We start from the raw sequence: 20,689 nt of genomic DNA, 5'->3' as shown, positions 1-20,689 counted from the left end.
TCTAATTTAAAAATTCATAAACCCCAGCGGCGCCTTGTCCGGTACCGACACACATGGTGACTAGTCCGTACTTGCCTTTTAGGTTTCTTTTACGCATCTCATCAAACAACTGGACGGACAGCTTAGCCCCGGTACAACCCAATGGATGTCCTAATGCAATTGCCCCTCCATTTACATTAATGATGTCTTTGTTTAATCCTAGTTCGCGGATTACTGCCAAAGACTGTGAAGCAAAGGCTTCATTTAATTCAATTAGTTCAATATCTTCCTGTTTTAAGCCTGCTTGTTTTAAAGCTTTGGGTACCGCTTTTACCGGTCCGATCCCCATAATTCTAGGTTCTACTCCAGCAGCAGCATAATTAACCAGTCGTGCGATAGGTTCTAGGTTTAATTCTTTGACCATTTCTTCACTCATCACTAATACAAAGGCGGCTCCGTCACTCATTTGCGAAGAATTACCAGCAGTAACACTACCTCCGGCTTCAAAAACCGGACGTAATTTTGCCAGAATTTCCAATCGAGTATCTGCTCGCGGACCTTCATCCTGAGCTACGGTATAATTTTTTGTCGCTTTTTTTCCATTTTCATCTACATACACATGTTCAATATCAATCGGAACAATCTGTTCGTCAAACTTCCCTTCTTTCTGTGCATTTAATGCTTTTTGATGCGAGTTGTATGCAAATTCATCCTGGTCTTCACGAGACACTTTAAACTGGTGTGCTACTGCTTCTGCAGTTAGTCCCATTCCCCAATAATAATCTTCATTACCAGACTTGGCTACCTGGTAGTCGGGGGTAGGTTTATACCCACCCATAGGGATGTAAGACATACTTTCCGCACCTCCCGCAATAATACAATCTGCCATTCCGGATTGAATCTTGGCTGTTGCCATCCCGATCGTTTCTATTCCGGAAGCACAGTATCGATTTACCGTCACTCCGGGTACATCCTCTACTTTTAATCCCATCAGTGAGATCAAACGAGCAACGTTTAATCCCTGTTCTGCCTCTGGCATTGCGTTCCCTACGATCACATCGTCAATACGGGTTTTATCAAAATCCGGCAGTTCTTTCATCATATGTTCGATCGTCTCTGCTGCCAGTTCATCCGGTCTTTTAAATCTAAATACTCCTTTTGGTGCTTTTCCCACCGCGGTTCTATATGCTTTTACTATGTATGCCGTTCTACTCATTCTATAATTGTTATTTTGAAAACGAGAATCTAGAATCTAGAAGCTAGAAACTAGATTTTATTCTTTAAGATTATCTATAAAAGAACCAATCATTTTCTGTATTTGTAAAATTCTATTTTCTAAATATTCAAATTTTTCTTTATCTACATAATTTTCGTTGTAAGAAACAATCAGTTGTGTTTCCCATTCAAAAGCTGATCCCAGACTATTTTCCAGAAATTTTTTAAAATGACGATTTGTGCTTTTACTAGATCCTTCCGAAATATTAGAAGGAATGGAAACGGCACATCTATTCATTTGAGAACACAAATTAAATTTTTCAGAATCAGGAAAAGTTTTAGTTAGTTCATAACTATCGCTAACCAATTTTATACTATCCTGCCAAATCTTTAATTTTTTAAAATTATGTCTCTTCATAAGTCTAGTATCTAGTTGTCTAGCGTCTAGTTTCTTATTAACTATTAACTAATTCCTCAACGGTTTCCCTTTCTTCAGCATATGTTCGATTCGTTCTAAGGATTTGCGTTCTGTGGTTAAGGATAAAAAGGCTTCTCTTTCTAAGTCCAGCAAGTACTGTTCAGATACCATGGTGGCTTCAGATAGGTCACCTCCAGCCATGACATAGGCTAGTTTATTGGCTATCTTTTTGTCATGTTCAGAGATATACTTACCGGCTTCCATGGCATCTGTTCCTACCAGAAACATTCCTAAAGCTTGTTTACCCAAAACTTTTACATCTTTACGTCGGATGGGTTGGGTATAGCCTTGTTCTGCCATTAATTGTGCGTAAGCCTTTGCAGTAGCAATTTGGCGATCTTTGTTGACAACCACAATATCCTTCCCTTGCTGAAGGATATTAGTATCATAAGCTTCGTAAGCCGAAGTGGATACTTTTGCCATTCCAATAGTTAAAAAATGTTCTTGTAATACATTTAATTCCACATCATTTTTTTGAAACATATCCGAAGCACGTAGAGCCATTTCCTTAGATCCGCCACCTCCGGGAATTACGCCGACACCGAATTCAACAAGTCCGATATAGCTCTCTGCCGCAGCAACTACTTTATCTGCATGTAAGGTCATTTCGCAACCGCCACCTAAGGTCATTCCATGGGGAGCTACTACAGTGGGTATCGCCGAATAGCGTAAGCGCATACAGGAATCCTGGAAGTATTTTACAGCCATGTTTAGCTCATCATACTCCTGCTCAACCGCCATCATAAAAATCATTCCGATATTAGCACCAACGGAAAAATTAGCCCCCTGGTTACCGACAACTAATCCCTGAAAATCTTTTTCTGCTATATCAATAGCTTTGTTTAAGCCAGCCAAAACATCCCCGCCAATCGAGTTCATCTTACTTTGAAATTCTACATTCAAAATACCATCACCCAAATCTTCTACTACAACTCCACTATTTTTAAATACCTCTGCGGATTTACGGATGTTATCCAGAATAATAAAAGCATCTTGTCCCGGAACTTTTACCTGTTCCTTTTTTGAAATATCATAATAGTAGGTAGCTCCATCTTTTATAGTATAAAAAGAAGTACTGCCGGAAGCAATCATGTCGTTTACCCAACTTGCAGGTTCATACCCTTCGGCTTTCATTAGTTCTATTGCTTTTTCTACTCCGATGGCATCCCAAATCTGGAAGGGACCGTGTTCCCAACCAAAACCGGCTTTCATCGCATCATCAATCTTATAAAATTCCTCAGTAATTTCAGGAATTCGATTAGAAACGTAGGCAAAAAGGGCAGTAAAGTTTTTTCGGTAAAATTCACCGGCTTTGTCTTTTCCGTTTACCAATACTTTAAAACGATCTACTACTTTGTCAATGGTTTTTGTCATTTCCAGGGTAGGGAAGGAGGCTCTCTTTTTCTCCCGGTAATCCATTGTATTTAGATCTAGCGTCAGAATATCTGAACTTCCGTCTTTTTTTCGTTCTTTTTTATAAAAACCTTGTCCGGTTTTACTTCCCAACCACTTATTTTTCATCAAGGTTGAAATAAAATCCGGGAGTTTAAATAATTCATGACGCTCGTCATCCGGGCAATTTTCAGCAATTCCGTTAGCAACGTGTACTAGGGTGTCTAAACCTACTACATCAACCGTCCGGAAGGTTGCCGATTTTGGTCGACCAATGACCGGGCCGGTTAATTTATCTACCTCTTCTACCGTTAAGTCCATCTCCTTTACCATATGAAAAAGGCTCATAATACTAAAGATTCCGATACGGTTTCCGATAAAAGCAGGTGTATCTTTAGCTACCACTGATGTTTTTCCTAAGAATTTTTCTCCGTAAGTATTGAGAAAACTTAAGACTTCATCCGAAGTCTCAGGTCCCGGAATAATTTCAAATAACTTTAAATAACGGGCAGGATTAAAGAAATGGGTTCCGCAGAAATGCTTCTTAAAATCATCACTTCGCCCTTCACTCATGAATTTTATAGGAATACCTGAAGTATTCGAAGTGATTAGGGTTCCTTCTTTTCTGTACTTTTCTAGGTTTTCAAAAACCTTCTTTTTTATATCCAGGCGTTCTACAACTACCTCAATAATCCAATCAACTTCTTTTATTCCCGCAATATCATCCTCCAGGTTTCCGGTAGTAATCCGACTGGCAAATTTTTGATGATAAATGGGAGAGGGTTTTGATTTTAAAGCGGTAGCCAAAGCTTCGTTTACTAAACGGTTACGTACTACTTTATCCTCAAGGCTAAGCCCTTTGGCTTTTTCTTTATCAGTAAGTTCTCGAGGAACTATATCTAACAATAAAACTTCGACACCGATGTTTGCGAAGTGGCAGGCTATACCGGAACCCATAATTCCGGATCCTATGACAGCTACCTTTTTTATATTTCTCTTCATATAGAACTTATACTTATTTTAAGATTTTATAGATTCGTTGTTTTTGTAAATTTTTTTCATGGCAATCAGGTCATTTATCTTTTGAAATACCTCAAAGAAAATACTTAGTTTTTCCGGTGCTATATTTTCTCTAACTACTTTGTCAAAAGTAAGTACTACCTCTTTAGAAAAATCCCTCATATCCTTACCAAAATCTGTCAGGTATATTAAAACACCCCTCCCGTCCATTGGGTTTTTTTTTCTAAAAATCAAACCTTTTTCTTCCATCATCTTTAAGGTCCTGGATAAACTTGTGGCCTCCATTCCCATTTTAGGACCTAAGGAAGTAGAGGGAGTACCTTTTTCCGGATCTATACTTAACAAGGCAAATCCGGTTGCCATGGTACTGCCTTTTTTTCCAGCTTCTTCATTATACATCTTAGCAACAGCCATCCAGGTTGCTCTTAACGTATAATCAATTGTTTTTTCTTTCATGTAAATACATTACTAAGGTAAAGATAAATAAATTTATTATGCATGCATAATAAATTTATAAAAATTTCCGTATTTCTAAATGAAAGTTGTTAGTTTTTAGGAAGATAATAAAAAAACTCCCCATAGAATGAGAAGTTTTTTATAAAATACTGTTATTTTAAAGGGAATAGTTATACGGAAATGTAAATTTTATCGTATAAATTTTGATATTTTGCTTTGATCACCCTTCTTTTTAGTTTCATGGTAGGAGTAAGGTGCTCTGCTTCTATACTCCATTCATCCGGAGTAAGTTCAAAACGTTTAACCTGTTCCCATTTTCCGAATTTTGCATTATGCTCCGTAACTTCTTCCTGGAAACGGTCTATTACTTTTTGATTAGAAACAATCTCTATATTATTGGTTCCTATCACAATTCCTTTACGCTCCGCCCATTCTTTTACAAATTCAAAGTTAGGTTGAATAAAAGCAGCAGGCATTTTCTCGCCTTCTCCAATTACCATAATTTGTTCGATAAAACGAGATTGTTTCATAGCATTTTCAATGATCTGCGGGGCTACGTATTTACCTCCGGAGGTTTTAAAAATTTCTTTCTTACGATCGGTAATTTTTAAAAAACCTTCACTATCAATCTCTCCGATATCTCCGGTGTGAAAATACCCGTTTTGTAATACTTCGTTTGTTTTAATATCATCTTTGTAGTAGCCCAACATTACCTGAGGGCCTTTTACCAGGATTTCGCCATCATCTGCAATTTTTACTTCTGTGTGCGGTATGGGTTTTCCTACCGTTCCGATTTTAAAACCTTTATCCCGTTTGTCATTTACGGCAATTACCGGAGAGGTTTCGGTCAGACCGTAACCTTCCATGACCCCAATGCCTGCAGCATTAAAAACTTTGGCTAACCGACTTTGTAGTGCTGCACTACCACAAGCAATTAATTGTAGTTCTCCGCCCAAACCTTCATGCCATTTGCTAAATATGATTTTTCTGGCGATGCCTAGTTTTTTTTCGTACCACCAGCCATTAGCTCCGTAAGGTTGATATTCTAACCCCAGCTCTACTGCCCAGAAAAATAGTTTCTTTTTAATTCCGTCCAGATCCGCCCCTTTAGCTATAATTTTATCATATACCTTTTCTAACAACCGCGGTACCGCAGTCATTACATGGGGTTTTACTTCTTTTAAGTTGTCACTAATAGCTTCAATAGATTCGGCAAAATAAATAGAGACCCCCCGGTATTGGTATAGGTACATTAACATACGCTCATAAATATGACATACCGGTAAGAAGCTCAAAGCACGGGTATTCCCATCTATAATAGGAAAGCGGGTAGAACTGTTAAGGGCATTACTTACTACATTCTGATGACTTAACATCACCCCTTTAGGCCTCCCTGTAGTACCCGAAGTATAAATCAAAGTTGCAAGGTCAGTTTCTTTTACATTTGCCATACGTTGTTTGACTTCTTCCTGATTGCTTTCGTCTTTTCCTAAATCCAATACCTCATTCCAGCTTTTACAACCTGCTACCTCATCATAAGAATATACACCCTGAAGTGATGGAACATTAGCCTGTATATTTTTTACCTTTTCAAATACCTCTTTATCGGATACAAAACAATATTTGGATTCCGAGTGATTAAGTACGTATTCGTAATCTTCCTGAGAGATGGTCGGATAAATAGGTACGTCTTGCGCACCTGTCTGGAGTATACCAATATCCGTTATATTCCATTCCGTTCGATTATTAGTAGAGATAATAGCTACTTTATCGTTAGGTTGTATACCCAGGCGTAGTAAGCCTCTACTTAGTTTATTTGCTTTATCCAAATATTCTTTAGTAGATGTTTTTACCCATTCTCCATTGTATTTAGTTACCAGGGCATCAGGTAAATTAAACCTTTCTATCTGGTAGTGCGGAAAATCGAATAGTCTTGTTATCGTATCCATATAATTAGCCTATGATTTATTCTATTTTAAAAAATTATAAATAGGTAAAAGGAAATTTTTCTATTAGGAAAAATTAACTGCTACGCTTTATTGTGAAGTCTAATGCAAAATATAAAAAAAAGTGAAAGTTTTAACTGAAAACGAAAAAAAAGGCTTGTAATTAATTAATTCTTTAATAAAAACGAGTATTTCCTGGTTCACTTTTTATTATAGCGTGTTTAATCGGTTCCTATTAAATTCATTAAGAATATATATTTTATTGAATCAGATAATAAATATGTAAGGCTTAGGCTACTTTTACCGTACTTAAGAGATGGTTGTTATGAGTTATGAAGTAAGTGTGCAAAGTAAAGAAGATCCTATTACCGGAAAAGATAAAAAAGCAATACATGATCTGGTAGAGTTATTTTTTAGAATAGAAAGATCTTATTACAACTCTGCTGAGGATGTGCAAATAGTGCCCCTAAAACGATATTTATACCATCAAAGTTCGATCAGGAATCGATGGACCAACGAGATCTTAACAGCTATTAAAGACTACGATATTCTACTTAGTAAATCCTGGATTGATAAAGGCCATACCTACAGAAGTGCAAAAGAAGACCAGGAATTTTTGGAAAATAGAAATTACACGGTAATTGTTCAATTGTGTTTGGAAAGTGATTTTAAAGTCCTTCCTGAAATTGACAGATTATTATTGGTAAAGGGGATGCCTATTGATATTTTAGAAGCCTTAGTACGTGTTAAAACCGAATTACTTTTTGAAATTTCAGAATCCAAAGAATTGATTGAAGAAATAATGGAAAGGGCGAGTGCATCAAAAGATGCGGTAAAGGGAAAGATTGTATCGCTTTATCAAAAAAGCTAATTTGAAGAAACTATTTTGTTTATTTATAAAAACAAAAAAACCGGAAAGTCTTAATAACTTTCCGGTTTTTATTCTTATTTAGAAGACAGTGCTAGTTAATAATAACCTGTTTGTTAAAACTATCGCTACCGTTCTGATTTGTTAAACTTAAGATATATAAACCACTTGATAGATCGCTTACATCTATGCTAGTTACATTTTCATTAGTAATATCCAGAGCTTTTACTTCCTGACCTACCATATTATACAAAACAACTCGTGTATCATTTGTAACAGTTAAATTCATTTCTAAATTTAATAAGGTAGAGGCAGGTTGCGGATATACGCTAAATGCTGTTTCTCTTGAGAAATCATCCGTAGAAAGTATTTCACAGTCATCACCTGTAAGTCTCTCAACAGTTATCGGATTGGATAAACTAAAGTTTCCGGATAGGTCCCCTGGTGCTACGGCACCAACTTCTGCTCCCTCTAAAGTACCATCGTGGCTGATATGCCAAACCAAACAGTCTCCTTCTCCGGCACCATCAAAATCAACATCAGAGAAAGTAGCGGGTAGTCCAAGAATCTCTCCCTGCGTATCGGTAATTACCCAAGCCATATTAGCACCAACCGCACCTTCTAAAGTAATTGCATCAGGGTCTATGCTATCTGCTTCACCATCACCTACACAAAACGCAAATGGACCACCAGTTAACGTACCTCCTTCAACTTCTTCTTCGCTAGCAGTTCGTATCACCTCAATAGCGTTTGAAAGGTCAAAATTTCCTTGTAGATCTGCTGCATTAGCACCTCTGTCAGCTCCGTATAAACTTCCGTCGTGACTGATATGCCATATTAAACAAACCCCTGCATCTCTAGTATCAAAATTAACACCTACTAATACTTCTCGTATGGAGGTAGGCCCTCGTAAAATATTTCCATCTTCATCAGTAAGTAAATAATCTTGAAAATCACCTTCCGCACCTTCAAGAGTAATATCCCGTATATCAATTTCATCTCGTATTCCATCTCCTACTACAAATTCAAAAGGTCCTCCAGTCAAAGTACCACCATCAACTGTTACTGTAGAAGGTCGGATAACCGTAATAGAATTCGATAGGTCAAAATTACCCATTAATGTACTAGCATCTCCACCTACGGCAGCTCCTTCTAAACTTCCGTCATGACTAATATGCCAAATCAGACATACCCCTGCACCGGCTTCATCAAAGTTTACACCTTCTAAAGCTTCTATTGTAGGAGGTAATCCTAAAATATTTAAATCTGCATCCGTGATAACATAACTCATATTAGGACCAACTGCACCATCTAAAGTAATAGAACCAGCCGGAATCATATCTGCCGTACCATCTACGGTGAATTCAAAAGGTCCGCCGGTAATCGTACCACCATTTACTGTTTTTCTAAATACTCTAACAGGTTCGGATATACTGAAATTTCCTTCCAGATCACCTAATCGTACACCCATTTCAGCATTGTTTAAGGATCCGTCATGACTGATATGAAAAATTAAACAAGTTCCAGTACCAGCATCGTCAAAATTTACACCTTCTAAAGCCTCTATTGTAGGAGGTAATCCTAAAATTTCTGCTCTATCATCAGTAATGATATATCCTGAGAAATCACCTACTGCCCCTTCAAGCGTTAAGCTACCCGCCGGGATCATACTAGGTACACCATCACCCACTACGAATTCATAAGGTCCACCAACTAAGGTGCCTCCAACAACTTCATCGGTAGTAGACCGTACAACGGTAATAGAATTAGAAAGTGCAAAATTTCCGGATAAATTACTAACATTTTCACCCATAGCAGCTCCAGTTAAGGTTCCGTCGTGACTGATATGCCATATTAAACAAACCCCTACACCCGCTTCATCAAAGTTTACACCTTCTAAAGCTTCTATCGTAGGAGGCAATCCTAAAATATTTAAGTCTGCGTCAGTAATTACATAACTCATGTTGTCACCAATAGCTCCTTCTAAAGTAATAGAACCTTCCGGAATCATATCAGCTGTACCATCTACAATAAAATCAAAAGGTCCACCAGTGATTGTACCACCACTAAGTGCAGTAGCCCAAGCTTCTGACGATCCACCTTCTGTAGAAGTGTAAGGAGGTACCCCCATTACAAAATCATTGACATCACCCCATCTTCTGGCAGCAACTGCCTGATCAACTCTGGGTTGATTAGCAGCACCCCATTGAACATAATCAATAAGAATAGTAGGATCTGAAGAACTAAAACTACTTTGACTAAACAAGCTAAGACCATCTGCCTCATCTTCCATGGTGTAAGATAGAACTACATCTTCTCCTGCGGCTAACATAACATCTCCTTCAATAGGAGTTAAAGAACCAATTCTTAAATAAGTACCTGGTCCAAGGCATAATTGATAATTGCTAAGATCAACCGTAGCATTAGTCGGATTAGAGATGGTAAGTACATCTTCTACCGGATCTACGTTTGTGAATAAGACATCTTGAGCGTTTGCGAATGAGATTCCGCATAGCAAACTAAATACGGCTGCCTGCCATACTTTTTTGCTTTCCTTTAGTAAATTTGTTTTCATTGTGTTGTTTCCATTTATATTGAATGGTAAAAGTATAGGCAAACACAATAAGAAAATGTTAGGTGACTAACAATATTTAAGCTAAAAATGCTAAAGTCCTCTTAAATTAATTCGAATTTCTAATAAATGTATGGATACAAGTAGATCATATTTTTTTTATAAAACCGTTTTTAAAGCTATAGTTTAAGTGGTTTCCTTATTAAAATATACCAGGTAATAATACATTTGTTTTTCTTCGTCCCAACCTTTTTCTACAAATTTTTCGGCAGATTCGGGGTTTATAAAATCCATCTTGATTTGAATATTTGTGTCAAGGCTAATTAGATTTTTAATTTTTTTTCTGGCTGCTGTGACAGCCGTATTAGCAATAGGGAAGGAGGTAAGGTCTTCGATATGATATTTTGGCGCTTTTTCGGTTTTATAATGTTTAAATTCCGGAATTAGTTCCGGGTTTTCGATCACTTCATTTAAAAAAGCCGTTTCTTCAAATTCATCATTTTTAGCAAAATGGTTAACTGCACGGTTCATAAACATGACTTCTTCTTTCTTATCTTCCGCCGGACGTACTACGTCTTTGGCAAAGTCCTGGCAAAATTTCATATACTTCTTCGTATAAAAATTTTCATCTTCAAATGCTTCAACTCCCAGGAATTGTTCCAGCCAGTATTTGGTATCATACCGGTTTGAATCTATGGATAAAATTTTATAACCTTCTTCTTTTTTAATATTAAATATTAGGCAACCCTTATCTAATTTGTTTAAGTTAACTCCTTGTTGTAAAAAAATATCAAGGTTGCTACCTTTTTCTTCAAATTGTAAAAAATCGCTTTTTAATTCGGATTTAAAAATACCAATAGCAGCTACCTTTTGATTATCTATCATCACATTCTCCAGGTACGTACTGTAGACTTCTCCCCCTTTGATATGCGGATGTTGTGATTGTTCGTATAATAAAGAAGTAATTTGTTTGGACTTTTCGTGCGCGGTTTCCGGTTGTTCAAAAATTTCAGTAACAATTTTAAATAAGGGATTAAATTCTACATCTACTTCATTGGTAAACTGAAAATAATTTTCTTCTTTTTCCCTAAATGGCTTAAAGAAATATTCTTTTAGTAAAGCTGTAAGTTCATCATTTAATTGGTAAGGAGCTTCAGATAAAAAAATTTTTTCGTTTCTGCTTTTATTTCCAATACGATGGATAGAAAGCGATTCGATTTGGGCGTTATATAAGTTAATCATTAGGTTGTTTATAAGTAAAATTGGTTAGTAATACATGGCTATAGAACTCAATGAAATTCAATACATCTTCCTTAAAAATTAATTCCAATTGCCATCAAAATCAAGGTTATCATAGGAATCAATATCATAGTCTTCTTCATCCGGATTTACATCATCGGCAACAAATTCTTTTTCAGGAGCCTGATCAGGAATTTGTCCGTGTACATACATAATATTCGGATATTCCCTACCACTTTCATAGTCTACAATTTCTGCTAATTCAATCAGAAAAGTCCACATATTTAAGAAGTCGTAGATATAAATTAATTTGGGTGAAACTTCGTTGACCACATCATTTAGCGTAGTTTCATTCATTATACGAATGGACTCATTTCCTTCGCTCATATCAAATTGCGAAATTTCTTCTTTCTGATTCCAGGTTTCATCGCTGATATAAAAAGAAGCCATTTCTAACCCGTCAAAGCCAAAGGATTGATTAATAACATCATGAAATTGTTCTAAAGTAGCTTCTTCCTGAATTTCTATATCTCTAAAAACATCTTCTTCGGTATCGAGTATTACCCGAAAGCGGTAAATCATAGTACTATTTTTATGGAAGCCAAAGATACGATATTGTTTTAGGTTCCTGAACTTTTAAAGAACAGGAAACCTTATTAAAAATGTTACTGCAATATGGATCTAAATTTATTAGTATCCGGTAAAGATTAAAGACCCACCTGCAGACGGGCAGGTCGCTATCGCCTCTGGAATAAAGAATCAAGACTAATCATTATAGTATTAAAATTCAATTTTATAAAGTTATTTACTGGTTTTAGTTTACAATAGTGTTGGTATATTAATCCTACTTTGTCATCTTATGTTTTATAGTTTTTATTTTGATCTCTTAGAAGTTGGTTGATGTATCTTTTATGCTGTTTTAGAATAATGTTTATAGCTACTTGAGGTTTTTCTATTTTTGTTTTTATACATAGGCACACGATTTTTCTTAGGGTTGGTGCTGTATACTTTTGATCTTTAGTTTCTATTTTTAGTTTAGCAATCAACAGCATTGCCATCATACAAATTGCCATGTGGTTATGAAAACCATGCCATCCCCTAATTTGATAGTCTCCCATTCCCACTAGGTTTTTCCCTTCTTTAAAAATTTGCTCGATAAATATTCTTTGTCCTTGCTTTTGCGCTAGCTCTTTGATGTGGTCGTTTTCCATATTTGTCAAGGAATATTTAGTTTTTCCATCGGTATCTTTTCGAACCAGTAGTACCAAATCTAACCACTTGTTTTCACGGGTAAGAATTTGCACTTTGGCATAGTGGAACTTTGCTTTGAGAGTTCCTTTGGTTGATTCTCGAATTGTGATGTGTTCAAAATCATCTTCCAATAAGTTGGCGGTGTATTTGTCTACCCTGCATTTTTCATTTGGATCGTAATTGAAATAGATCAAATGGTCACTGCGGATATCCCCTATAAAATCAATACGGGCACCTATCAAATAGTCTAACAAAAAAGTAGCATTGCCATACAACGCATCGAAGTTCACGTAATCGAAGGCAACCCCTTTGATCTTTGCCTGTTCTATGATCTGCCATGCTATCTCTGGCTTGCTACAATGTTTTTGATCCTTAGGGATATTGCATTTGTCTCTTCTCAAACTATCACAATCCCATTCCTTTGGCATAAATAGGCGCATATCAATAGGGGCGTAATTTATGCCTTGCGAAAGGCCTGCTGCGACGGCTACTTGTCCATTATCTGTCTTACCAATACAGCCTAAATATTGTCTAGAAACACAAGCTGACATTTTACCTTTTTTACGAAAACCTACCTCGTCTATCAGTAGCGCAGTTGGTTGTTTGCCCTTGGCAAAGAGCTGTGAGGCCTCCATAGCTACTTGATCCATTAAGCCCTCATACGACCAATGACCACTATTGATAAAATGATTGATACTTTGCTGATCCAAACACGACAAGTGGTCTGCAATATTCTGACAGTTAGCTGTCTTCTTCTCTAATTTAAAAAGTGATTGAAAATAATCGAATGCATGTTGCCCGTAAGAGAACTTGACAATCTTAAAATGGGTGCTGAAATTTAAAAAGAAGGAGTTAAGGTTCGATTCAATAAACCCCAGAAATTCTGAATTCCTGGAATCATTTTTTTTGGTGGATACTATCTATTGTAGCCCACTTTTGTTTACTTTGTGAAACATAAATTTTTGCAGGGGCAAAATAATGTGTTTATTATCATTCACAAAATGTTTTGCCCCTTTTTTTCTAAGATGACAAAGTAGAATTAAAAAATTGATCCAACTATTTTATTTATAGCTATCCATCTTATCCTAAATCCTTTCCAAAGGAAAGGACCTTTAGCTACCTTCCCCTAGGGACAGGCTGGGGATAGGATTAATTTATATGAGTTAGAATTTTTAAACGTACACTTATTATTCAAAGTTATTTATAGGGGAAATTATCAGCAAATTTAGTGCATTGCAGTAGGCAGCATTATGAAAATAGTCCTACGTGAGTAAAACGCTTTGTTTCCGGTTATAAAATACCTGAAGTAACAGGTAAAACTGAATGCCGAAGAGTAAAGAAGCTATTACCAGGTGTAAAGGCTGGGTAAGGAAGGGGAAGTCCAAATAATACATGGCAATTCCCGTAATGACCTCTAATGCAATTAAAAACATGACCCAATTTAATTTGGTCAACCCCAGGGATAATTTTCTATTTTGTAGAAAAAGCCAGGCATTTACCAGTACAATTAAAACGGAAAAAGAGCGATGTACATAAAAGATAACCGGAGTAGGCGTTAACCATTCTGATTTTGATAGTGCTAACTTAACTTGTTCGTCTACATACTGTCGTACTTGAGTACCCATGGCTACCTGAATAAAGGTTAGAATAATAGAAAATACGAGTATGGACTTAAAAGTTTTACTTACTTCAACTTTTTTACGCTCAGGTTGCTGTTCGTATAACATCATTATCAGAATGGCAGCAATTAAAAAAGCGACCAGCATATGTACCGTAATCCGAACCGGGGCAAGATTAGTATCAACCACTATTTTACCTAACCATGCCTGAAAAGCCATCGCTAATACAGTAATTATGGCAAGTTGGGTAATCCTTTTATTAGTCTTTAGGTATCTAAAGGAAAGTATAAAAAGCAAAAGAATAGGTAATCCTGATAAGACTGTAACGAGTCGATTAATATATTCGATCCAGGTATGCCAAACATTAAATTCAGCATAATCATGTTTGGTATAAGGTAGCCAGTTATCTTCTTGATATTGACTGGTACTGGTAAAATTCTCTTTAGCTAATCGAAGTTCTTCGTTTTTAATGACAATGGTTCCTTGTTTATATAAATGCTCCGGTTTCCATTGAATTTGACTTTCACTAGTTGGGGGAATGTAGTATCCAAAACATTTAGGCCAGTCGGGGCATCCCATTCCAGACCCGGTCATACGTACCACAGCTCCGGCAACAATAATTAAGTAAATTAAAATTATAGAAATTACAGTTAATTTTTTAAATATCGTATCCAATTGCTTTAGTTTAATTTTCTGTTTCTTCTTAAACTTAGTTGGTCAACTTCTCTTTAAAACTAATATCGGGTTGTAAACCTAATTCTTTTCCTTTTTTTAGCATCAGCTGATAAGCGGCTTCGTATTCGTTAGGTATTTCTCCTTCCAGGATGGCTTCTTTAATATGTTCTTTTATAATTCCGATCTCACGGGAAGGTTTTAGATTAAAAGTTTCCATAATTTCTTCTCCGGTAACAGGTGGTTGAAAATTACGAACTTGATCTCTTTCTTCTACTTCTACGATTTTTTCCCGTACTTTTTTAAAATTATTATGGTATTTTTTAAAGCGTTTTGGGTTTTTAGTAGTAATATCTGCTTCGCATAAAGTCATCAGTTCTTCAATATAATCCCCGGCATCAAACACCAGGCGTCGAACGGCAGAATCTGTTACATCTGATGCAATGATGATGGGTCGCGAACTCATAAACACCATTTTCTGAACAAATTTCATTTTATCATTGAGAGGCATCTTAAGGCGTTTAAATAGTTTAAAAACCATTTTTGCCCCTACAAATTCATGACTATGGAACGTCCAGCCTATTTCTTTGTGAAATTTTTTGGTGGGTGCTTTTCCTATATCGTGTAATAGCGCTGCCCAGCGTAGCCAAAGGTCATCCGTAGTTTTGGCAATATTATCAACAACCTCTAGGGTGTGGTAAAAATTATCTTTGTGACGTTGCCCTTCTTTTTCGTCAATTCCTTTTAAAGCAGTTAGTTCCGGTAATAGATACGGAAGTAATCCGGTTTTTTCCAGAAGTAAAAAGCCAATAGAAGGTTTTGGACTTAGTAGAATTTTATGTAATTCTGTTACAATGCGTTCTTTCGTAATGATTTTGATCCGCTCTTTATTCTTTTTAATAGCTTGAAAAGATGCTTCTTCGATGGTAAATTGTAGTTGTGTAGCAAATCGTATAGCACGCATCATTCGTAACGGATCATCGGTATAAGTGATATCCGGGTCTAAAGGTGTTCTTAGAATTTTGTTCTTCAGGTCAGTAATACCATTGAACGGATCCAAAAGTGATCCGTAGTTTTCTTTTGAAAGGCTGAGTGCTAAAGCGTTAATGGTAAAATCCCGACGGTTTTGATCATCTTCTAAAGTGCCTTGTGTGACCTCAGGGTTTCTACTTTCCTTCGTATATGATTCTTTTCGAGCGCCTACAAATTCTACTTCGATGTCATTTGTTTTTAACATAGCCGTACCATAGGTCTTAAACACCTGTACTTTAGGACGATCAGGTAGTGCTTTAGAAACCGCCCGGGCGAGTTCAATCCCGCTACCAATGGCTACCACATCAATATCTTTTGCTTCTCCTCGTTTTAGTATATAATCCCTTACAAATCCGCCTATCACATAAGCTTCTGTTTTCAGTTTTTCAGAAACTCCGGAGATTGTTTTAAATATAGGGTGTTGAAGGGCTTGTGTATAGTTTTTTTCTTCCGACATGAATCAATTACTTCCTGATAATTTTTACCGTACTGTCCCCGCCAATTTTTATTATTGAGGAGGGGGGTACGTTTTTATTTTGTAATGGCAAATTTACGATATAGTCGACGCCTTCCAAAATTGCAGTAGCTATTTCTTTTTTACCTTTAGGGGTTGCTTTACCACTAATATTTGCTGAAGTGGAAACCAGGGGTCTTTTTAATTTACGTATAAGCTTACTACAAAAAGGATCTCTTACCACCCGGATAGCCAGTGAATTATCATCTGCAATCAGGTTTTCTGCGATGCGTAAAGGTCGATCGTAAATAATCGTGGTAGGCTTGGTAGCAAATTTTAAGATATCATAAGCTACTTCAGGAACTTCTTCTACGTACTGTTGTAACATTTTAAAATCACTAACCAGGCATATCAGGGATTTACTTTCTTCTCGTTGTTTTAATTTAAAGATTTTGTCTACCGCGTCGCCATTACTGGCATCGCACCCAATACCCCAAACGGTATCTGTAGGATATAAAATAGTGCCTCCCTTTTTTAAAACTGATAAAGCTTTATTTAATTTATCTTGGTAGTCCTGCATGTATTTACAACTAATTATTGGGTATTACACCGTTTTGATAATTCGTAACTTAAATTGTTTGTAAATTTACAAATAGTAACAGGTTTCCTAATTATATCCGGAAGAAATGTTGTTTTTAATAGTGTATGAATAGAAAAGGGGTAAGTGTATTAGTATCAACGTATAACTGGCCGGAAGCATTGGAATTATGTTTACGTAGCTTATTTTTACAATCCGTAGCACCCAATGAAATTGTAGTAGCTGACGACGGATCAACGAATAATACTAAAGAGATTATTAAAATTCTTCAAAAAGAATCTTCTATCCCTATTAAACATATCTGGCAAGAGGATCAAGGGTTTAGATTAAGTTTAATCCGGAATAAAGCACTAAAACAAAGTAGTTACGAATATATCATTCAGATTGACGGCGATATTATATGCCACCCTAATTTTATAGAAGACCATTTATTATATCAAAAAGAAGGATATTTTATAAGTGGTAGAAGGTGTAGAATAAACAAGGAAGATAGCTATAGAACTTTACAAAATCAAAAACTTTACCTTTCTTCTCAAAGTTTAAAACAAACTAAACTACCATATAAAAAAAGGATTCTTTTATTACTAATGTTATGCAGAATAGGATTTATTAATTCAATAATAAATAAAGGTTTACGTGGCTGCAACCTGGCTTATTGGCGTAAAGACGCTTTTGCTATAAATGGATACAATACAGCTATTGAAGGTTGGGGCAAAGAAGATGACGAATTTATTTTGCGTATGCAACGAAATGGTATACACAAAAAATCTTTGAAATTTGGCGGAATTGCTTATCATATAGATCATAAAATGAACGATCTTTCTAATTTAAAGAAGAACGAAGAAATTCTGATGAAAATTAAAGATTCTGAGATTATTGTTACTGATAAAGGTTTGGAGTAAACGTTATTTTTACTAATACAATTAGTTGTATGAGAGTTTTACATATTAGCGGAGCAAGAGGTTGGGGAGGAAATGAACAGCAGTTGCTTTATTTAAGTGAGGAATTGGCTAATAGGGGGGTAGAACAACATTTATTCGGATATCAGAACTCTGTATTATCTCAAAGACTTCAGGAAGATATAATTCGACAACATTTAATTCCATATGTAAAACCTTATAAGAAGACTTATCGGGAAGCTCTTACAAATATTGTAAAGCATTATAGAATTGATTTAATTCATTTACATACTAGTGATTCTGTAACCGGATATGTAATTACGGACTTATTTTCAAATCTTAAGGTAAAAGCTGTATTTTCAAAAAAGGGGATTAGCCGAAAGGTAAGTTTATTAAGTAAGTATAAGTATAATTATAAAAATATCCATAAGATCATTTGTGTTTCTACCATTGTTAAAGATCATTTTAAAACAGTTTTAGTAAAAAAAGTACATCATAAATTATGTGTCGTATATGACGGGGTTCAACAACAGGAACCAAATAAAGTAACTACTATCAAGGATTTAAAAAAAGATTTGCATCTATTGCAGGATATTAAAATTATAGGAAATATTGCTAATCATACGGATGCTAAAGATTTATTTACTCTTTTAAAAACAATTAGCTATTTAACTCATGAACTTAAGATTACTAATATCCACCTAATTCAAATAGGAGAATTTTCTAGAAGGACAGAGGAGTTAAAACGTTTGATTATAAAATTAAATATAGAGAAGTACGTTTCTTTTTTAGACTTTGAAAAGGAAGCTATAAATTATATGTCTCAATTTACAGTTTTTGTAATGACGTCACAACGAGAAGGTGGTCCCACTACGGTGCTTGAAGCTTTTAGCCAAAAAATTCCGGTAGTTTCCACCAGGGTTGGCGTGGTAGCCGAAGCAATTGAAAACGGAAATAATGGTTTTATTGATAACGTTGGTGACTATAAAGGTATAGCTAATCATATTAAAAGTTTAATACAAGACCCATTCTTAAGAAAAGAATTCGCCGACCAATCTTTTAACTTGTTCCAGGAAAAATTTACTAGAGAAAAACTGGGGTTAGAGACTCTTAATATCTATAAAGAAGTGCTATCGGATTAAAGGTATTGATCAATACCCTTTTCTATAAATATAATTCCCTGTTCAGTAGTTTCTCGCTCTATAATCTTGTTAACTTCGATATGCGATTTGTCCTGTTCTTTATGATAAATATGATAAACTAAACCTTTGTATTTAAGTCTTTTTCCTTTAATTCCAATATTGATGAGTCTTTGTATCATCTCACTATCATCAATACCCCAACCTGTTAAGGATTCATTAAACCCATTGACAGCAATAAAATCTTCCTTCCAGAAAGACATATTACAACCTCGTAATTTTGATGATCGTTTATCTTCCGGCTGGTATAAGTAAGCTAATAAAGGAATCCGTATAGTTCGGCCTCTGTTTTTTATTCCTTTAGAAAAGAAATTAAAGGACACCTGTTTTTTAGTAAAAAGTGTTTTTAAGTAGGTTTCTGTAATATTTACTCGACTTCCATAAAGAAATTGACCCTTTTTTATCATGCTTACATGATCTTTAATAAAATCCCTATGCATAATGATATCGCCATCTATCTCAATAATGTAATCTGATGTAGATGAAGCGATAGCCTTATTCATAATAGCAGGTTTTCGGTTTTTAATATCAGCATGCCAAATATGATGAAGAGGTACTGGAAAATCCTTTTTAATTTTATTAATTAATTGAGTAGTAGCTTCACCTGAACCGTCATCTGCGATAATAACTTCGTTAGGTAAAAGGCTTTGTTTTTTTACACTTAAAAGTAATAGTTCTAAGGCTTCCGGCCAATTATAGGTAGGAGTAACCAGAGATGTAGTAATAGCTTTTTTTGTCATTTATAGTCTTACAGTAGAAATAGCAATGTGATAATGGTTTTATTCAAGTTCTCGTAGTCTTAACCAGTCATAAATCAGTACCTGGTACGCATAAAATCCCTGAGTATAACTATACGCATACCCATCAATCCCTTTTAATATATGAAGCTTGATAAAATAATAATAACAAAAAGTAAAAAAGGGCTTAAAAATAAAACTTCGGATTCCAGGTGAGTGCTTAGATTTGTTTTGATATGAATTATTTTTAGCTTTATTAGTTAATGCGGATATATAACAGTCATAATCTAATAGTTTTTCATATTTGGTTTTTCCTTGCTTCGTCCTTAATTTTATATACCGGCTTAATACCCCATAGGCATTCATAGTGGTTGTTGTTATACCCGGTACTCCATCAAATAACCCAACCCTAAGTAATAATTCATTAAAAAAACGAAACATAGGTTTAATTACAATATGGAAATAATTGACTTTCTGATTTTTTTCAAGAAGCTGTTGTGATTGTAATTCGGCATATTTATTTTTTTTATAAATAAAATGGTCTAAGCTTTTGTACGTGTAATGTAACATTGGATTTTTTAAAGTTCCGATTTTTCCGTTACAAACTAACTTTTCATGAACTAAACCTTCATACCTACAGTAATTACGGTCAAAAATTCGAATAGGACGTTCGCTTCTATCCGTACCGAATTTTAAAAATCTATTAATAAAGTAGTTACTTCTGGGAATTTGGTAAGCAACAAATTCTTTTTGTTGTAAAACATTTAATATTTCCTTCTGCACCTTAGGCAGTAAAAATTCATCTGCATCCAGTATCATAATCCAATCATTTTTTGCCCTGTCAATGGCAAAATTCTTCTGATTAGAAAAATTATCAAATTTTCTCTGTAAAAAGACGCAATCATTCTTCTTAACAATGGGGATAGTTGCATCCGTACTATAAGAATCAATGACAATAATTTCATCCGCAAATCCCACACAATCAATGGCTTGCTGAATATGCTTCTCTTCGTTAAACGTAGGAATTATTACTGATATCGACATAGTGACAAATTTAATAAAT

Annotated in this window: 17 protein-coding genes; 3 read left to right on the top strand and 14 right to left on the bottom strand. The window is 35.4% G+C overall.

Features of this window, described 5'->3' with window-relative positions:
• Nucleotide 1: 1 nt before the first annotated feature.
• The 5 genes from NBT05_RS16345 to NBT05_RS16325 form a co-directional block, all read right to left on the bottom strand.
• The gene (locus NBT05_RS16345) at nucleotides 2-1,195 is read right to left on the bottom strand and encodes an acetyl-CoA C-acyltransferase (RefSeq protein WP_265770973.1); all 1,194 of its coding nucleotides are present in this window, start codon (nucleotides 1,193-1,195) and stop codon (nucleotides 2-4) included.
• Between the two features lie 57 nt (nucleotides 1,196-1,252).
• Nucleotides 1,253-1,612 carry a four helix bundle protein gene (locus NBT05_RS16340; RefSeq protein ID WP_265770972.1) on the bottom strand — a complete coding sequence of 120 codons (360 nt, stop codon included), beginning with the start codon at nucleotides 1,610-1,612 and terminating at the stop codon, nucleotides 1,253-1,255.
• A 48-nt stretch (nucleotides 1,613-1,660) separates the two neighbouring features.
• Nucleotides 1,661-4,066, bottom strand: coding sequence for a 3-hydroxyacyl-CoA dehydrogenase/enoyl-CoA hydratase family protein (locus NBT05_RS16335; RefSeq protein WP_265770971.1), 2,406 nt, complete (start codon nucleotides 4,064-4,066; stop codon nucleotides 1,661-1,663).
• Between the two features lie 18 nt (nucleotides 4,067-4,084).
• On the bottom strand, nucleotides 4,085-4,540 hold the full coding sequence (locus NBT05_RS16330; RefSeq protein ID WP_265770970.1) for a MarR family winged helix-turn-helix transcriptional regulator: 456 nt from the start codon (nucleotides 4,538-4,540) through the stop codon (nucleotides 4,085-4,087).
• A 170-nt stretch (nucleotides 4,541-4,710) separates the two neighbouring features.
• Entirely contained in the window at nucleotides 4,711-6,489 is a 1,779-nt protein-coding gene (locus NBT05_RS16325; protein ID WP_265770969.1) for an AMP-dependent synthetase/ligase, read from the bottom strand.
• A 322-nt stretch (nucleotides 6,490-6,811) separates the two neighbouring features.
• Between NBT05_RS16325 and NBT05_RS16320 the strand changes: the two genes are divergently transcribed.
• The gene (locus NBT05_RS16320; protein ID WP_265770968.1) at nucleotides 6,812-7,357 is read left to right on the top strand and encodes a hypothetical protein; all 546 of its coding nucleotides are present in this window, start codon (nucleotides 6,812-6,814) and stop codon (nucleotides 7,355-7,357) included.
• A 91-nt stretch (nucleotides 7,358-7,448) separates the two neighbouring features.
• Here the strand turns inward: NBT05_RS16320 and NBT05_RS16315 are convergent, their stop codons facing one another.
• The 7 genes from NBT05_RS16315 to NBT05_RS16285 form a co-directional block, all read right to left on the bottom strand.
• The gene (locus tag NBT05_RS16315; RefSeq protein ID WP_265770967.1) at nucleotides 7,449-9,929 is read right to left on the bottom strand and encodes a T9SS type A sorting domain-containing protein; all 2,481 of its coding nucleotides are present in this window, start codon (nucleotides 9,927-9,929) and stop codon (nucleotides 7,449-7,451) included.
• 183 nt (nucleotides 9,930-10,112) lie between these two features.
• On the bottom strand, nucleotides 10,113-11,168 hold the full coding sequence (locus tag NBT05_RS16310) for a nucleoid-associated protein (RefSeq protein WP_265770966.1): 1,056 nt from the start codon (nucleotides 11,166-11,168) through the stop codon (nucleotides 10,113-10,115).
• 78 nt (nucleotides 11,169-11,246) lie between these two features.
• A complete protein-coding gene (locus tag NBT05_RS16305; protein WP_265770965.1) occupies nucleotides 11,247-11,747 on the bottom strand; it encodes an IS1096 element passenger TnpR family protein in 501 nt (166 codons plus the stop codon).
• Nucleotides 11,748-12,022: 275 nt separating this feature from the next.
• Entirely contained in the window at nucleotides 12,023-13,234 is a 1,212-nt protein-coding gene (locus NBT05_RS16300; protein ID WP_265773184.1) for an IS701 family transposase, read from the bottom strand.
• A gap of 444 nt (nucleotides 13,235-13,678) precedes the next feature.
• On the bottom strand, nucleotides 13,679-14,710 hold the full coding sequence (locus NBT05_RS16295; RefSeq protein ID WP_322874185.1) for a COX15/CtaA family protein: 1,032 nt from the start codon (nucleotides 14,708-14,710) through the stop codon (nucleotides 13,679-13,681).
• A 34-nt stretch (nucleotides 14,711-14,744) separates the two neighbouring features.
• Nucleotides 14,745-16,196, bottom strand: coding sequence for a CCA tRNA nucleotidyltransferase (locus NBT05_RS16290; protein WP_265770964.1), 1,452 nt, complete (start codon nucleotides 16,194-16,196; stop codon nucleotides 14,745-14,747).
• Nucleotides 16,197-16,203: 7 nt separating this feature from the next.
• Nucleotides 16,204-16,773 (bottom strand): L-threonylcarbamoyladenylate synthase, encoded by a 570-nt coding sequence (locus tag NBT05_RS16285; RefSeq protein ID WP_265770963.1) that lies wholly within the window; start codon nucleotides 16,771-16,773, stop codon nucleotides 16,204-16,206.
• A gap of 125 nt (nucleotides 16,774-16,898) precedes the next feature.
• On the opposite strand from NBT05_RS16285, the gene NBT05_RS16280 reads away from it, so the two are divergent.
• Entirely contained in the window at nucleotides 16,899-17,693 is a 795-nt protein-coding gene (locus NBT05_RS16280; protein ID WP_265770962.1) for a glycosyltransferase family 2 protein, read from the top strand.
• A gap of 29 nt (nucleotides 17,694-17,722) precedes the next feature.
• A complete protein-coding gene (locus NBT05_RS16275; RefSeq protein ID WP_265770961.1) occupies nucleotides 17,723-18,832 on the top strand; it encodes a glycosyltransferase family 4 protein in 1,110 nt (369 codons plus the stop codon).
• Here NBT05_RS16275 and NBT05_RS16270 read toward each other — a convergent pair.
• Both NBT05_RS16270 and NBT05_RS16265 read right to left on the bottom strand, forming a co-directional pair.
• The gene (locus NBT05_RS16270; protein ID WP_265770960.1) at nucleotides 18,829-19,629 is read right to left on the bottom strand and encodes a glycosyltransferase family 2 protein; all 801 of its coding nucleotides are present in this window, start codon (nucleotides 19,627-19,629) and stop codon (nucleotides 18,829-18,831) included. The two genes, NBT05_RS16275 and NBT05_RS16270, sit on opposite strands and share 4 nt — an antisense overlap.
• Before the next feature lie 39 nt (nucleotides 19,630-19,668).
• On the bottom strand, nucleotides 19,669-20,670 hold the full coding sequence (locus NBT05_RS16265) for a glycosyltransferase family 2 protein (RefSeq protein ID WP_265770959.1): 1,002 nt from the start codon (nucleotides 20,668-20,670) through the stop codon (nucleotides 19,669-19,671).
• Nucleotides 20,671-20,689: the final 19 nt, after the last annotated feature.

Source organism: Aquimarina sp. ERC-38 (assembly GCF_026222555.1).
GTDB lineage: Bacteria > Bacteroidota > Bacteroidia > Flavobacteriales > Flavobacteriaceae > Aquimarina.
The sequence above is the reverse complement of the archived record's forward strand: the minus strand, read 5'-3'. Positions and strand labels throughout refer to the sequence as shown.